At 65.3% G+C, this 15,423-nt stretch carries 12 protein-coding genes; 9 read left to right on the forward strand and 3 right to left on the reverse strand.

The window, feature by feature from the left end:
• Positions 1-472: 472 nt before the first annotated feature.
• Positions 473-2,560 carry a bifunctional DedA family/phosphatase PAP2 family protein gene (locus FHT09_RS02220; protein WP_104605085.1) on the reverse strand — a complete coding sequence of 696 codons (2,088 nt, stop codon included), beginning with the start codon at positions 2,558-2,560 and terminating at the stop codon, positions 473-475.
• Between the two features lie 158 nt (positions 2,561-2,718).
• Between FHT09_RS02220 and FHT09_RS02225 the strand changes: the two genes are divergently transcribed.
• The 4 genes from FHT09_RS02225 to FHT09_RS02240 all read left to right on the forward strand — a co-directional run bounded on the left by FHT09_RS02225 (position 2,719) and on the right by FHT09_RS02240 (position 6,580).
• Positions 2,719-3,378, forward strand: a complete 660-nt coding sequence (locus tag FHT09_RS02225) for a serine/threonine-protein kinase (protein WP_104536227.1) — start codon at positions 2,719-2,721, stop codon at positions 3,376-3,378.
• A 128-nt stretch (positions 3,379-3,506) separates the two neighbouring features.
• Positions 3,507-4,322, forward strand: a complete 816-nt coding sequence (locus FHT09_RS02230; RefSeq protein WP_104605083.1) for an NAD(P)-dependent oxidoreductase — start codon at positions 3,507-3,509, stop codon at positions 4,320-4,322.
• A 217-nt stretch (positions 4,323-4,539) separates the two neighbouring features.
• Positions 4,540-5,529 carry a YiiG family protein gene (locus tag FHT09_RS02235; RefSeq protein WP_104605081.1) on the forward strand — a complete coding sequence of 330 codons (990 nt, stop codon included), beginning with the start codon at positions 4,540-4,542 and terminating at the stop codon, positions 5,527-5,529.
• A 109-nt stretch (positions 5,530-5,638) separates the two neighbouring features.
• Positions 5,639-6,580, forward strand: coding sequence for a YiiG family protein (locus tag FHT09_RS02240; RefSeq protein WP_258077174.1), 942 nt, complete (start codon positions 5,639-5,641; stop codon positions 6,578-6,580).
• A gap of 320 nt (positions 6,581-6,900) precedes the next feature.
• Here the strand turns inward: FHT09_RS02240 and FHT09_RS02245 are convergent, their stop codons facing one another.
• Entirely contained in the window at positions 6,901-7,773 is an 873-nt protein-coding gene (locus FHT09_RS02245) for an ion transporter (RefSeq protein ID WP_104605077.1), read from the reverse strand.
• A gap of 72 nt (positions 7,774-7,845) precedes the next feature.
• Between FHT09_RS02245 and FHT09_RS02250 the strand changes: the two genes are divergently transcribed.
• Entirely contained in the window at positions 7,846-9,072 is a 1,227-nt protein-coding gene (locus tag FHT09_RS02250) for an acetylornithine transaminase (protein ID WP_104605075.1), read from the forward strand.
• 492 nt (positions 9,073-9,564) lie between these two features.
• Here FHT09_RS02250 and FHT09_RS02255 read toward each other — a convergent pair whose 3' ends face one another.
• Positions 9,565-10,182 (reverse strand): HAD-IA family hydrolase, encoded by a 618-nt coding sequence (locus FHT09_RS02255; RefSeq protein WP_104605073.1) that lies wholly within the window; start codon positions 10,180-10,182, stop codon positions 9,565-9,567.
• Between the two features lie 297 nt (positions 10,183-10,479).
• Between FHT09_RS02255 and FHT09_RS02260 the strand changes: the two genes are divergently transcribed.
• The 4 genes from FHT09_RS02260 to FHT09_RS02275 all read left to right on the forward strand — a co-directional run bounded on the left by FHT09_RS02260 (position 10,480) and on the right by FHT09_RS02275 (position 15,415).
• Positions 10,480-12,762: a TonB-dependent receptor gene (locus FHT09_RS02260; RefSeq protein ID WP_181141244.1), complete on the forward strand. Its 2,283-nt coding sequence runs from the start codon at positions 10,480-10,482 to the stop codon at positions 12,760-12,762.
• Between the two features lie 87 nt (positions 12,763-12,849).
• Positions 12,850-14,457 carry a flavin monoamine oxidase family protein gene (locus tag FHT09_RS02265; RefSeq protein WP_181141237.1) on the forward strand — a complete coding sequence of 536 codons (1,608 nt, stop codon included), beginning with the start codon at positions 12,850-12,852 and terminating at the stop codon, positions 14,455-14,457.
• On the forward strand, positions 14,454-14,879 hold the full coding sequence (locus tag FHT09_RS02270; RefSeq protein ID WP_104605069.1) for a cytochrome c: 426 nt from the start codon (positions 14,454-14,456) through the stop codon (positions 14,877-14,879). The genes FHT09_RS02265 and FHT09_RS02270 overlap by 4 nt, the downstream gene beginning before the upstream one ends.
• A gap of 32 nt (positions 14,880-14,911) precedes the next feature.
• Complete coding sequence (locus tag FHT09_RS02275; protein ID WP_104605067.1) at positions 14,912-15,415, forward strand: RidA family protein; 504 nt, start codon at positions 14,912-14,914, stop codon at positions 15,413-15,415.
• The last annotated feature ends 8 nt before the right edge of the window (positions 15,416-15,423 follow it).

The following is a 15,423-nucleotide window of genomic DNA, read 5'->3' on the forward strand; positions in this document are numbered from 1 at the left end:
TACGTCCCTGTAAGCGCTTACGCGACATCACTGCCGCGTAAGGTCCCGCGACGGTAGGCGGGCAAGGATCCGTCGAGATGGTCGGCGTGCATGGTGCAAGCGATGCTTCTACTTCGCTAGCTCACATGTAATTCTGCTACCCGCATCAGCAGGCCAATGCAACTCGCGAGACGGCCAGCTTTTTACGCAGCGGCCGACCAACGTCCTGGGGCGGTGTCCTTGCCGCTTGCGGGACCGTGTGGCGGCATGGATGCCGCCACCGAGCCTCCAGGGACGGATTCACGGCGTGTCCCGCAAGCGGTGAGGGCGCCGCGCCCTCGACTCACCAGGGCTTTTGGCCTAATCATTCGGCCGCATCCAAGCGACGCGAACGCGTTGCCGTCATCGCTACAGCGTTCAAGGGTTTTGCTAGCAGCTCTTATTTACAGTACTGCGCGCGGTCGCCGGCCGACCGGCGCTGTAGCCCGATCGATCAACGGCGCTGTTGTGACGGACCCGATGCAGCCGGATCGGATCCGGCGGGTTCCGTCTGCGGTGCAGCGCTGTCCTTGTCCTCTCGCCGCATCGCATTTCCCGCCGTGCTGTCGATCAGGATCACCGGTACCTGCGAGCGTCGACGCTGTTCCAGGCGATACGGCAACGGGTCCAGTGCCTGGCGCAATGCACTCAGTGCCGGGTCGACCCCACGCAGCGGATACCACAGGCCGATCAGGCTGAAGTGCCGGCTGTAGCGCAGCGTCTGCGTGCTGCCCACCCACAACGGCTGCGCGCCGGGCTGCAGGCGTGCGGCCGCTGGCCACAGGCGCAACACATGCACATGGCCGGGCGCAGCGTGACGCACCATCAGCAGGGCTTCCACCTGCGTGTCTAGCGTGGCCGGCAGGATTGGTACCTCGTCCGGGCGGCCGCTGACATCGAGCAGATGCAGCGCCTGTTCCCAGCCAGCCTGCGGTTGCACCCGCCAACCGCGTGCTTCTAGCTGACGCTGCAGCGGTGCCAGCGGGCCGGCCAGTTGCACGTCCAGCGGCCAGCGCTGGTCGTCGTCGAATTCGTTGCGGCGTGCGGGCAGCAGGCGCCACTGGCCATTCCACCAGTCGTTGGCAGGCAATTCCATCAGTGACGGCGGCGGCGGTTCGAACTTGGCCAGCTTGGCATGCAGATCGCGCGGCGCGAACACGACCGCGCAGGTCAGGAACACGCCGTAGAAGATCCACGAGACCGGCTTGACCCAGAACGCGCGGGTGGCACGACGGCGGTAGGCGATGCCCAGCACCAGCAGCCAGAAGATGCCGAACAGCATGCCGCCGACCACGTCGCTGAGCCAGTGCGCGCCCAGATACAGGCGCGCAAAGCCGATCAGCGACACGATCGCACCACTGACCAGATACGGCCACACCCGGCGCCGGCCCGGCAGCTCGCGCGCGATCAGCAGCGCGAAGAAACCAAAGCCGATCGTGGCCATGGTGACCGCCACCGACGGAAACCCGAAGCCGCTGCTGGCTGCCGGCGGGCGTACCACCTGCACGGTGGCACCCAGCAACTGTGTCAACGCAAGGCCGAAGGCCAGCGCGATCACCCAGTGCGTCACTGCCATCCAGCGGCGCCGCCAGGCCAGGTAGCCCATCGCCGCCGCGATCGCCGGCAGCAGCACCTGCCAGTCGCCCAGCGACGCCAGCGCCACCATCGGGTAGTCGGCCAGCGGATTGCGCAGCGCCAGCATCAGATCGTGCACGGCCAGGTCCACGCGCAGCGGCTCGCCATGCGCCAGCACCACCATCAGCAACACGAACCAGCCCCAGCCCAGCAGCAACAGCATCAGCGCCATCATCGCCAGCGGTACCGACTCGCGACGGCGCGGGTCGAACACGCTCACCGACCAGTTGCCCAGCACCGGATGTCGATGCGACCACTCCAGCAGCCGCGCCAGCAAGGCATCCAGATGGCCGGCCGACCAGCGGTACGAGTACAGCACCATCGCCCAGGCCAGGCCGATCACTGCGGCCAGCAAGGTGACCACCACGAACAGACGGCCGGCGACCGCGGCCACCGCGTCGTAGGCAGTGCCCAGCACCCAGCCGGGCACCAGGAACAGCAGCGCCCACGAGATGCAGGCCAGGCCGCTGGCGACCAGATAGCGCTTGAACGGCATGTGCGCCATGCCGGCGATGGCCGGCACGAACGGCCGCACCGCGCCCACGTAGCGCGCGATCAGGATGCTCTTGAACGCATTGCGCCGAAACAGCAGCTCGCCACGCTCCAGTAGCTGCGGGTAGCGGCGAAACGGCCAATAGGTGTGCAACTGGTGGCCCCAACGATGGCCGACCCAAAAACTCAGCGCATCGCCGACGAAGGCGCCCAGGGTGGCGCAGGCCACCGCGTACGGCCCGTTGATCTGACCCAACCCGATCAGCACACCGATGGCGAACAGCAACGGCAGCGCCGGCACGATGGCACCGAGTACGATCACCGCATCGCAAAATGCGATGGCAAAGATCGCCACGCCAGCCAGGGTGGGGTGGTGTCCGATCCACTCCAGCGTGGCGTCGATCCATGAATTCATCCCGCGATTATAGGTGGGCATGGCGACGGGTGACTTGCGCCGTCCTCACATCGGCCTGTCCGCTTCACCTGAGGTTGCGAGCGGACGACGCAGCACCGGTGCGTGGCGTGCTGGCAGCGCGTGCTGTAGCGATGCAGGCGCCCCGCCTACAATGGGGGATGAGTGACGATCCTGCCGGCAATCTGCCGCTGAAGTCCGATACCTTCGGGCGCATCCTGTTGATTCGCGACGCCGACCGCCTGTTTGTGCGGCGCGACCTGAGCGTGGCGCCGTGGCTGCTGCGCGGCGTGGCCTGGTGGCTGGCGCGGCGCGAGGCATTGGCCCTGCGCCAGCTGGACGGCCTGGCGCGGACGCCGCGTCTGTTGCGCTGGGACGGACGCCATCTGGATCGCAGCTACCTGGCCGGCGATGCGATGTATCAGCGCCCGCCGCGCGGCGATCTGGCCTACTTCCGCAGCGCGCGCAAGTTGTTGCAGCAGCTGCACCGCCGCGGGGTGGCGCACAACGATCTGGCCAAGGAAGCCAACTGGCTGGTGCAGGACGACGGCTGCCCGGCGGTCATCGATTTCCAGCTGGCGGTACGCGGCCATCCCCGAGCGCCCTGGATGCGTCTGCTTGCACGCGAAGACCTGCGTCACCTGCTCAAGCACAAGCGCATGTATTGCCCGGCCGCGATCACCCCGGTGGAACGCCGCGTGCTCAAGCGCACCTCCTGGGTCCGCAAGCTGTGGTTCGCCACCGGCAAGCCGGTCTACCGCTTCGTGACCCGCCGCGTGCTGCATTGGGAAGACAACGAGGGGCAGGGGCCGAAGCCTTGAGGGGCGGGGAATCAGGAATCGGGAGTAGGGAATCGGTAGTGCGCATCGCGGCGGCTGATCGTTCATAGGCTGCTGAACATTCAAGGCGCTAAGCTTTTGCGATTCCCCATTCTCGATTCCCCAATCCCATGACCTTGAAAGGCAAAACCCTCTTCATCACCGGTGCCTCGCGCGGGATCGGGCTGGCGATTGCGTTGCGGGCGGCGCGGGATGGGGCCAATGTGGCGATCGCGGCCAAATCGGCAGTGGCCAATCCCAAGTTGCCCGGCACCATCCATAGCGCGGCCGCGGCGGTGACCGCGGCCGGTGGGCAGGCGCTGGCGCTCAGGTGCGATATCCGCGACGAAGACCAGGTGCGTGCGGCCGTTGCCGCGACGATCGATGCATTTGGCGGCATCGATATCCTGGTCAACAACGCCAGTGCGATCTGGTTGCGTGGTGCGTTGGACACCCCGATGAAGCGCTTCGACCTGATGCAGCAAGTCAACGCGCGGGGCAGTTTTCTGTGCGCACAAGCGTGCCTGCCGCATCTGCTGCAGGCGCCCAATCCACACATCCTCACGCTGGCTCCGCCACCGTCCTTGAACCCGGCGTGGTGGGGCGCGCATACCGGCTACACGCTGGCGAAGATGGGCATGAGCCTGGTGACCCTGGGGCTGGCAGCCGAGTTCGGCCCGCAGGGCGTGGCGATCAATGCGCTGTGGCCGCGCACCGTCATCGCCACCGATGCGATCAACATGATCGATGGCGTGGATGCGGCCGCGTGTCGCAGGCCGGAGATCATGGCCGACGCGGCACATGCGGTGCTGACGCGCCAGGCGGCCGGATTTCATGGCCAGTTCCTGATCGACGACCAGGTGCTGGTCCGGGCCGGCATCACCGACCTGAGTGGCTATGCAGTCGACCCGTCGCGTGCGTTGTCGCCGGATCTGTTTCTCGACTGAGCGCGGAGAGCATCACGGCCCGCGCTCGTGGGCGGGAGACGCAGCGCGAGCGCCATCGGCGCGCGCAGCTGCCGCGATTCAGAGCGTGAGTGCGGCCGAGCGACGGCCGCGCCGCGGAAGCCCCGCTGTCGTCGGACCTGGAGCGGGCACGCGCAGTTCACAGTCGGGTTTGCTATCGTGCGCGGCTGAAAACGTTTCCAACAAGGATGTACCGCGCGTGTTTCCGAAGTTCCATGTACTTGTTCTGGCGGCTTGTGTGTCCGTCCTGGTGGCCGCCTGTGGCGGCAAGTCGCAGCAGCCTGCAACCGGTGCCGACGGTGCCGATACCAAGACAACCGCAAGACAGCTGGATTCCCTGCAAGGCGTGACCGCCAAGCTCGGCGCCTATATCGACTGCTTCAACCGCGTCAACGCGAAGGTGCACGCTGGCGCCAGGTACTACACCGGCTGGATGCAGGACCCGTTCGCCGGCCCGACCGGTAACGAGTCCGGCATGACCGGCCCGTACGATATCGACAATAACGATATGCAGCCGTGCGACGCGCCGGTCAGCGCGGCCGCTGCGGCGAAGCCAGCGCTGCCGGCGCTGGACAAGGCAGCAGGCGACTATCGCGCGGCATTGAAGGCACTGCAGCCGATCAGTCACGCAGTGGCCGATTACTACACCCGTCAGGATTACGAGGACGACCAGTTCGCCAAGGGCAAGCAGTTGCACCCGCAGCTGATGGAGGCACTGTCCACCTACGCCGATGCCAGTACCGCCTTCAGCGCCGAACTGGACCTGCAAAACGACGCGGCGCAACGTCAGAAACTCAGGACGCTGGAGCAGGGCGAAGGCCGCACGCGCGAGTATTACCGGCTGGCGATGATGCTCGACGCCAAGGAGATCGCCGATGCGCTGGAAGAGGAGCAGTTCGACGTGCCGCGTGCCAACGCGCTGGTGGACGGCTTCAACCGCCTCTCCGATGAAGCGCACGCCAAGGTGGCCGACCAGGAGCCGGGCAAGCTGGACTGGAACAGCTTCGAAACCGCTGCAGAAACCTTCCGCAGACAAGCCAAGGCGCGGGTGAAGCGCGTGGCCGAAAAAACGCCTTACAGCAAGATGGAGCAGGGCTGGCTGGATAGCCCCTCGCTGGCGCCCGAAGGCTCGCCGCGCAAGTTACTCAACACCTACAACGCGCTGGTGTTCCAAAGCAATCGTCAGTAATCACTGCTGTTTCCAGCCACTGCGCGCGTGCCGGGCGTCCGGCTGCGCCGGATGCCTTTCGGCCGCACGCTGCGGCGCCAGCTTCTTCAACCTATCAATGGAACGCAAGATGACCCATCAACTCCGTTATGCGCCGCTCGCCGCGGCGATCGCGTTCGCCGCACTGCTTGCCGGCTGCCAGAAAAACGCGCCCGCCGCCGCGGTGGACGGCGCCGACAAGATCAATGCCTACATCACGTGCTTCAACGGTGTCGAGCAGCCGATCCATGAGAGCTACCAGCAATACATCGGCTGGATGCAGGACCCCGAGGCCGGCCCGACCGGCAAGGAAAGCGGTATCCATGCACCGGGCACGGTGCTGTCGCATCACGTGGACGAATGCGGGGCGCCGATGACCGCGGCACTGGCGCAAACGCCCGCCAACCCCCAGCTCGATCCGGTGGCCAAGACCTATCAGGAACGCTTCACCACGCTCAACGAGCGTATCGGCGAAGCGGTGCGCTACTACGATCGCGAGGATTATCTGCGCGACGACGGCAAGGGCATGAAGGCGCTGCACGCGCCGTTGATGCAGGCCTATCACGCATTCTTCGAAGCCGGCGAAGCCATGAATAGCGCACTCGAACACAATGAAGACACGCGTCGTCAGGCGCAGATCGATGCGATCGAAAAGGAAGAAGGCCGCAGCGCCTCCTGGTATCACCTGAAGATCATCGGCGAGGGCAAGCAGCTGGTGCAGGTGCTCGACAGCGACACGCCGGATCTTGCCGCAGCGCAGTCCCAGCTCGCGCGCTACCAAGGCATTCTGGAAGAGGCGCAAAAGGCCAAGGTCGGCCAGGGCGATGCGATGTGGGGCCACATGGAACGTTCCGCCGACAAGCTCGCGCGCGAGTCCGGACGACTGGTCGAGCGTATCCGTACCAAGACACCATTGAACAAGAGCGAGCAGATGCTGCTGGAAAGCGGCTCGCTCCCACCGGGCGGCACGCGCCAGGCTGTGCTGGCCAGCTACAACGATCTGATCGACATGAGCAATCGCATGTCGCATTGATGCTGTGCATGCATCTGTATCGCATTGAGTAAGCGCATCGAGCAGGTGATTGTGCAATCCTCCAAGACGCTGATCTTGACCTTCAGCGTCGTTAGATGGTCTCAAGCAGAACTGGTCGAGGGCGCGGTGCCCTCACCGCTCGCGGGACACGCCGCGAATCCGTCCCCGGAGGCTCGGTGGCGCCATCCAGGCCGCCAAGGGCTCCACAAGCGGCGAGGGCACTGCACCTGCCGGCTTGGTCGTGTGCTGATGGGAACCGCAAAGCCGACTGCGGGCAATGATCGGTGGCCGCAGTCGTCGCTTCAGCCCGTAGCACCGGGTCAGCCGTTGGAGATCTCCGGCAGCGGCTCGGCACACTGCCGGCAATAGCGTGCATCGGGCGCATGGCCTTCCAGCCCGCAACGCGGACAATTGCGGGTGTCGCGCTTGCCGGCGTGGCCGCCTTCGCGCAACGTGCTGGCCAGTTCGGCGGTGTAGATGCCGGTGGGCACGGCGATGATGCTGTAGCCGATCAGGATCAAGGCCGAGGTGAGGAAACGGCCCAGCGTGGTCTGCGGCACCAGGTCGCCGAAGCCCACCGTGGCCATCGTCACGATGGCCCAGTACATGCTGGTCGGGATGCTGGTGAACCCGTGTTGCGGGCCTTCGATCACATACATCGTTGCGCCAGCGATCACGGTGATGGTGAGCACGCTGAACAGGAACACCAGCACCTTGCGCCGGCTGCGCCAGAGCGCGTCCACCAGTTGTCCGCTTTCTTCGACGTAGCGGGTGAGCTTGAGGATGCGGAACAGGCGCAGGATGCGCAGTACGCGCACCACCAGCAGCGTCTGCGCGCCCGGCACGAAGAACGACAGATAGCTGGGCAGAATCGAGAACAGGTCGATCACGCCCCATACGCTGAGTGCGTAATGCAGCGGGCGCCGCACCACCGCCAGGCGCAACGCGTATTCGATGGTGAACAGTGCCGTGAACGCCCATTCCAGCGGCACCAGCCAGTGCGCCGAATGCGAATGGATGCGCGGCACGCTGTCGATCATGATCACCACCACGCTGGTGAGGATCGCCACCACCAGCATCAGGTCGAAATTGCGCGACGGACGGGTGTCGTGCCGGTAGATGATGTCGAACCATTGCCGGCGCCAGCCGTGGTCGGTGGCAGGAGTGAGCTGAGGATCGGAGAAGGGGCGCATCCGTGCATTGTGCCGCAGGCCGGCGAATGCGCGAGAATGCGCGTTCTCCCTCCGCTTCTGCGACCCACCATCATGAGCACCGCTGCCGATTCGCCCCTGTCCCTCGCGCATTACTACCTGCCGGTGTACCGCCCGCGCCAGGTGGTGCTGGAGCGTGGTCAGGGCAGTCGCGTGTGGGACGACCAGGGCCGCGAGTATGTGGATCTGTCCGCCGGCATTGCGGTCAACGGGCTGGGCCACAACGATCCGGATTTGATGGCCGCGCTGACCGAACAGGCCGGCAAGCTGTGGCACACCAGCAATGTGTTCTTCAGCGCACCACCGCTGAAACTGGCCCAAGAGCTGGTGGCCGCTTCGCGCTTCGCGCACAAGGTGTTCCTGTGCAATTCGGGTACCGAGGCCAACGAAGCGGCGATCAAGCTGGTGCGCAAGTGGGCCAGCAGTCAGGGCCGCCCGGCCGACCAGCGCGTCATCGTGACCTTCCGCGGCAGCTTCCACGGGCGCACCCTGGCTGCGGTCACCGCGACCGCGCAGCCCAAGTACCAGGAAGGCTACGAGCCGCTGCCTGGCGGGTTTCGCTATGTGGACTTCAACGATGTGGCGGCGCTGGAGGCGGCCATGGCCTCGGGCGATGTGGCTGCGGTGATGGTCGAGCCGATCCAGGGCGAGGGTGGGGTGATGCCGGCCGCGCCGGGTTTCCTGAGCCGCGTGCGTGCGCTGTGCGACCGGCACGATGCGCTGCTGGTGCTGGACGAGATCCAGTGCGGCATGGGCCGCACCGGCACGCTGTTCGCGCATTGGCAGGAGCAGGTGACGCCGGACATCGTGACGCTGGCCAAGGCGCTGGGGGGCGGTTTCCCGATCGGCGCGATGCTGGCCGGCCCGAAGGTGGCCGAGATCATGCAGTTCGGCGCGCACGGCACCACCTTCGGCGGTAATCCGCTGGCCGCGGCGGTGGCGCGCGTGGCGCTGCGCAAGCTGGCTTCGCCGCAGATCGCCGAGAATGTAGAGCGTCAGTCGGCGGCGCTGCGCACCGGTCTGGAGGCGCTCAATGCCGAGTTCGGCCTGTTCGCACAGCTCCGCGGGCGCGGCCTGATGCTGGGCGCGGTGCTGGCGCCGGCGCATGCCGGGCAGGCCGGTGCGATCCTGGATTTCGCCGCCAGCCATGGCGTGTTGCTGTTGCAGGCGGGGCCGGATGTGCTGCGCTTCGTGCCGGCACTCAATCTGACCGATGCCGAGTTGGCCGATGGCCTGGCGCGTCTGCGGCTGGCCGTTGCCGAGTACGCCGCGCAGCGGTGATCGCCGGCTGCGCTTTCGTGCGCCATCGCGGCCAGCGCTGTGCCGGTGAGCGCGGTGGGGGCAGGAGGCGCGGATCGTTGTTTTTCGCGATCCGCGCCAGGCCTGTCAGGGCACGTGGCATTGCTGCCGCACGTACTTGCGCGGCAGCTGCAGGATCTGCATGAAGACAGCGCTGCGTAGCTGATGCGGATTGCGTATCGCGCGATGCAGCCCTCTTGCAGCAGCGATTGGATCACGGCGGGGTCATGGAGGTTTGAGTTTTATCGCTCTACCGTACCCTCACCCCAACCCCTCTCCCGACGGGAGAGGGGCTCGCTTCTGCGTTCGTCATTAACCCGACACCGACTCAAGGCGCCAACGCTGTCCATGATCGTGGACGCCGACGCGTTCAATGCTGCGAGCAGCGTCTTGCGTGATCCGTGCGGGTAATCGGTGTTCCGCGATGCTCAACGATTCCCGATTCCCGATTCCCGATTCCCCAATCCCGGCCCTTCACCCCAGCCCATACCGCTTCAACACCCGCCGCAAGCCGCGCGCATCGCGTACCGTGTCCGCATGCAGGCCGGCCGCACGCGCGCCGCGCACGTTGACGAACAGGTCGTCGACAAACAAGGTGCGCGACGCGGTCGCACCGAGCTGGGCGAGCGCGCGTTGATATACCGGCAGCTCCGGCTTGCGGCCGCCGAGCGCGCCGCTGCATAGCACGCGGTCCCGCAGTAGCGGAAACAGCGGCGATACGATCCGCTCGATCGCTTCGGCCATCAACGGCCCGTTGTTGGTGAGCACCGCCACTGGGGTCGTTGCCGACACCGCCAGTACCTGCGCCACTATCGCTGGCTCGGCGCGGCATGCCGCCACGCGCGCGTCGATCCACGCGGCGCGATCGATCACGCCGCCAAGCCCCTCGCTGAGCTGGGCCAGATAGGCCGACGTCTCGATCATGCCGGCATCGTAGGCGCGCTCCAGACCTTGCTCGAACAATATTTGTTGCACGCGTTCGGGCGTGCACCCCGCCGCGTCGGCAAGCGCGGCCAAACGACGCGGCCGCGAGTAGCTGGCCAGCACACCGTCGAAATCGAGCAGTAGCAGGGACGGTGCTGCAGACGGCATGGGCGGACTCGGGATGCGGCTGCGTAGCGTTGTCGATTCGCCGCGGCATTGGCAAGCGTGCAAGACCGGGTATGTCCGCAGGCAAACAGGTGGGTGGGCATGGCGCCCATTCAGATCGTTGAATTCGGCCGCAACCTACCCGCCCGCGCCGCCCCTACCCTCCGCGCGGCGCTCGCGGCGGAACTGCGCTGGGTATGGTCGATGCATGCCGCATCCGCGGCGTCAGCCGGTCTTGGGGAGCGGGCCCGGTCACTCAGCACGTCACACCATCCAGGGGTCGATTGCATGCGCAAGCGCTTGAACACCGATCAGTTGGCGGCGTCGGTCGCCACCATTCTCACCACCGCCACGCGTGGTCGCACGCTGGCTTCGATGACCTTGGTGCTGGCTGGCGCACACAGCCTGCCCGTTCTGGCACAGGAAGCGCGCACGCTGGACGCGGTCAGCGTGGTCGGCACCGGTTCCACGCGCACCACTGCCTCCATCTCCGTCGACGAAATCCAGGCGCAGGTGCCCGGCGTGGCACCGCAGCAGCTACTGGCGAGCCTGCCGGGCGTGAACGTGCAGACCACCGATCCGTTCGGGCTGTACGAGTTCGGCGACTCGATGACCATCCGCGGCTTTTCCGCCAACCAGATCGGCGTGACCCTGGACGGCATTCCGATCGAAACCTTCGACACCCGCGAAGGCGGCCCGATCACCCGTTACGTGTCCAGCGAGAACCTGCTCGACGTCACCGTGTCGGCCGGCTCCGGCGATGTAACCCAGCCCTCGTATCACGCACTCGGCGGTGCGATCCGTTACACCAGCCTGCCGCCGAAGGGCGGCGACAGCTGGAGCGGCAAGCTCACCCAGACCGTCGGCTCGGACGATCTGGTGCGCAGCTTCGTGCGCCTGGATACGCCGGATTGGTGGGACGGCGGTCCCAGTGCGTATCTGTCTGCCTCGCGCACGCAGGGCGGGGTGTGGGACATGGAGCCGGCCACGCAGAAGAGCGATCACTTCGAAGCCAAGATCCGCCAGGCCTGGGACGTGGGCAACCTGACCCTGGGCTGGATCTACAACAACCGCAAGGACTACGACGTGCAGTCGTACAACTCCGACGGTTCGGTGGCGTGGGATCTGCACGAACGCATCACCGGCAATCCGGAAGTGGATGCCGAGCATTACAGCGAATGGCAGAACGGCCGTCGCGATTCGCTGCTCAGCCTGCACGGCGATTTCCTGTTCAACGATGCGATCGGTTTCACCTTCACCGGCTACTACGAAAACAAGCATGGATACGGCGTCGGCGGCACGCCGCCGAGCACGGCCACCGGCCTGTACAACGACGCCATCGCCGGCACGCCGGGGCGCACCGATATCGCCATCAACGACCCGCAAATCGTCGATGCCAACGGAAATGTCACCAATGTCGGCGCGATGACCCGGCGCGAAGAGATCATGGGTGGCGATCGTTATGGTGTGACCACCGCAGTATCGTGGGAGACCGAGCACAACAAGCTCGAAGTCGGTGCGTGGTACGAGAACTACGACTTCGACCAGGTGCGCCCGCTGTACAACCTGGACCCCGCCACCGGCGCGCTGCTGAAGGGCGCGCTGCCGATCGTCATCTACTACGACAATCACTTCTCCACCGAGGTGAAGCAGCTCTACATCAAGGACACGCTGCGCCTGCTCGACGACCGGCTCACCATGGAGTTCGGCGCCAAGGGGCTGGATGTCAAACGCGATTACAACGGCATCGCCAACCTCGACGACTTCAATGTCGGTGTGCGCCGCGATGTCACCATCAAGAACAGCGACTGGTTCCAGCCCCAGGTCGGCGCCAGCTTCCAGCTTGCCGAGGGCGTGCAGGTGTTCGCCAACTACGCGGAAAACTTCAGCTCGGCGCCACGGCTGGCGCTGACCTCGGGCGCCTTCAATCCGGATATCGCGCCGGAGGAGTCCACCAATATCGATATCGGCATCCGCGCCGAATCCAGCCAGTGGAGCGGCTACATCGCCGCCTACAAGATCGATTACGAGAACCGCATCATCGCGCTGACCGACCCGGACCCGCTGGTGGTCGCACCCACCATCTACGCCAACGTCGGCGATGTGCAGACCTATGGTGCGGAGGTGTCCGGCATGTGGAAGCCGGCACCGGGCTGGCGGTTGAGTGCGTCGTTGACCTGGAACAAATCCGAATTCCAGGACAACTACTTCGGTCCGGTCAGCGGCAACCTGGTGCAGGTGGAAGGCAACGAAGTGCCGGATTCGCCCAAGGTGATGTTCAGCGTCAACGGCAGTTGGGAAGGCGAGCATTTCTTCGCCAACCTCGACACCAAGTACACCGGCAAGCGCTACGGCGACACGCTCAATACCGACCGGGTGGATTCCACCTTCATCGTCAACGGCAGCGTCGGCTATCAGGGCGAGGATGCGGGATTTCTGTCCGGTGGGCGACTGCAGTTGTCGGTCTACAACCTGTTCGACAAGGACGATGCGATCGGTGCGGTGTTCCCGAACGAAAGTTCCGGCTCCTACCAGCTGATCGCACCGCGCCAGCTGTTTGCCAGTCTGTCCTACACATTCTGAGGTGATGGCGGGGGCGGCATCGCTGCCGCCCCCGCCATCGGTGGTGTCAGTCCTACTCGATCCATGACATGCAAGGACTACGCGTTGATGCAAGGCAATCACTCCGGGGCGATGACGCGGCGGCAACTGCTGGCGCGCATCGGCATGACCGCTGGCGGCGCGATGATGTATCAGGCGATGAGCAGCCTGGGCATGGCGGCCGAATCCGATTACACAGGACCGTTGCAGCTGGATGGCGACCCGAAGGGCGCCTCGGTGCTGATTCTGGGGGCGGGGCTGGCCGGCATGGCGGCGGCGTTCGAACTGCGCAAGGCGGGGTACCGCGTGCAGTTGCTGGAATACAACGACCGCCCGGGCGGACGTAACTGGACGCTGCGCGGCGGCGACCGTTACACCGAACTGGGTGGCGCGACCCAGCACTGTCAGTTCGACGACGGGCTGTACCTCAACCCAGGACCGTGGCGCATTCCGCATCATCACAAGGCGGTGCTGGGTTACTGCAAGCAATTCGGTGTGGCGTTGGAGGCGTTCAACCAGGTCAACTACAACGCGCTGTTGCACAGCCAACAAGGCTTTGGCGGCAAGCCGCAGCGTTTTCGCGCCATCGATGCCGATTACAAGGGCCACGTTTCCGAGTTGCTGGCCAAGTGCACGCAGCAGCAGGGCCTGGACAAGAGCGTCAGCCGCGAAGATCAGGAAATATTGTTGGAGTCCTTACGGACATGGGGCGCGCTCGACCAGAAGTTCGGCTACGTCAAAGGCAAGGAGAGCAGCGAGCGGCGCGGTTTTGCGCGTTATCCCGGGGGCGGCCTGTCGGGCAAGCCGGAGTTCTCCGATCCTTTCAGCGTGCAGGACGTGTTGCGTTCGCGCCTGTGGACCACGCTGGCGGCCGGCAACAACTACGAAATGCAGACCACCATGTTCCAGCCGGTGGGCGGCATGGACCAGATCGGCAAGGCGTTCGCGTCCCGGCTCGGCGATGCCATCACCTACAACGCCAAGGTCACCAAGATCGATCAGGATGGCAACGGTGTGCGGGTGTCCTGGCAGGATGCCGCGCGCGGCGGCGAAGAACGCATCGCCAGTGCCGATTGGTGCATCTGCACGATTCCGTTATCGGTGCTCAGCCGTCTTCCGGTCACCGCCAGCGACGCGATGACCACCGCGATCGGCCAGGTGCCATATGCGGCATCGGTGAAAGTGGGGCTGCAATTCAAGCGCCGCTTCTGGGAAGAGGACGAAGCCATCTACGGCGGCATCAGCTACACCGATCTGCCGATCAGCATGATCAGCTATCCCAGCACCAACTATCACAGCCCCGGCAAGGGCGTGCTGCTCGGTGCGTATGTATGGGGATTGGACGCCTATCAGTTCACCTCGATGCCCCCCGAACAGCGCGTGCGCAAGGTGGTCGAATACGGCACGCAGCTGCATCCGCAGTATCCGCGCGAGTTCGAGAACGGCATTTCGGTCGGCTGGCACCGCGTGCCGTTCACGCATGGCTGTTTCGGCATGTGGAGCGAGCAGGCGCGTGCGCAACACTACACGCCGCTGTGCCAGATCGATGGGCGCCTGGCGCTGGCCGGTGAACACGTCTCCTATATCCCGGCCTGGCAGGAAGGCGCGATCCTGTCCGCGCACGATGTCGTGGGCCGTCTGCATCGCAAAGTGCTGGCCGGAGGAGGTCGCGCATGAGCCTGTTACCACGATTGGCTGCTGCCACGTTCGTCATTGCGATGGCTGCGTTGTTGTTGCCACCGGGCGCGTACGACGCCCGGGCGCAGAGTTCCGATGCCACCCAGCTCTTCCCGCAACAGGGCTTTGCCAAGGCCTCCGGTCAGGATGTCTACCAGGCAATCTGTCAGGGCTGCCACATGCCGGCCGGGCGTGGCGCGCAAGGTGCGGGCGAGTATCCCGCGCTTGCCGGCAATCCCAAGCTGGCCGCCGGCCCCTACGTCACCATGATGGTGCTCGACGGCCACGCCGGCATGCCCGGCTTCGGCGAGATGCTCAACGACCGCCAGGTGGCCGAGGTGGTGAGTTATGTGCGCACGCACTTCGGCAATGATCATGCCGAGCGCGTCACCATCGACGACGTCAAGTTGCTGCGCCACTGATTCTCCCTCTTTCTCTCATGCAAGGAATTGCCATGTCCCGTCCAGTGACTGCCGTTCTCACCGCCGCCATGTTGTGGTCTGCGGGTTTGGCCGCGGCGCATGCCGCCGAAGTGATCCGCCACAAGATCCCCAACAGCGATTTCCCCATCGCCGCCGCCGTGGAAATTCCCGCCGGCAAGGCCACCGTCTATGTCAGCGGCAAGGTGCCGGCGGTGGTGGATGCCAGTGCGCCCAAGGACTCGGCTACCGCATATGGCGACACCAAGGCGCAGACGGTGAGCGTGTTGAATCAGATCAAGCAGCAACTTGCAGCGCTCGGCTTGGGGATGGGCGATGTGGTGAAGATGCAGGTGTTTCTGGTCGGCGATCCGGCAATGGGCGGCAAGATGGATTTCAACGGTTTCATGGAGGGTTACCGCCAGTTCTTCGGCACCAAGGAGCAGCCTAATCTGCCGGCGCGATCGGCCTTCCAGATCGCCGCGCTCGGCAATCCGTTGTATCGGGTGGAAATCGAAGTGGTCGCCGTTCGTCCTTGAATCCGTGC

Origin of the sequence: Xanthomonas sp. CFBP 8152 (genome assembly GCF_014199025.1) — a bacterium.
GTDB lineage: Bacteria > Pseudomonadota > Gammaproteobacteria > Xanthomonadales > Xanthomonadaceae > Xanthomonas > Xanthomonas arboricola_B.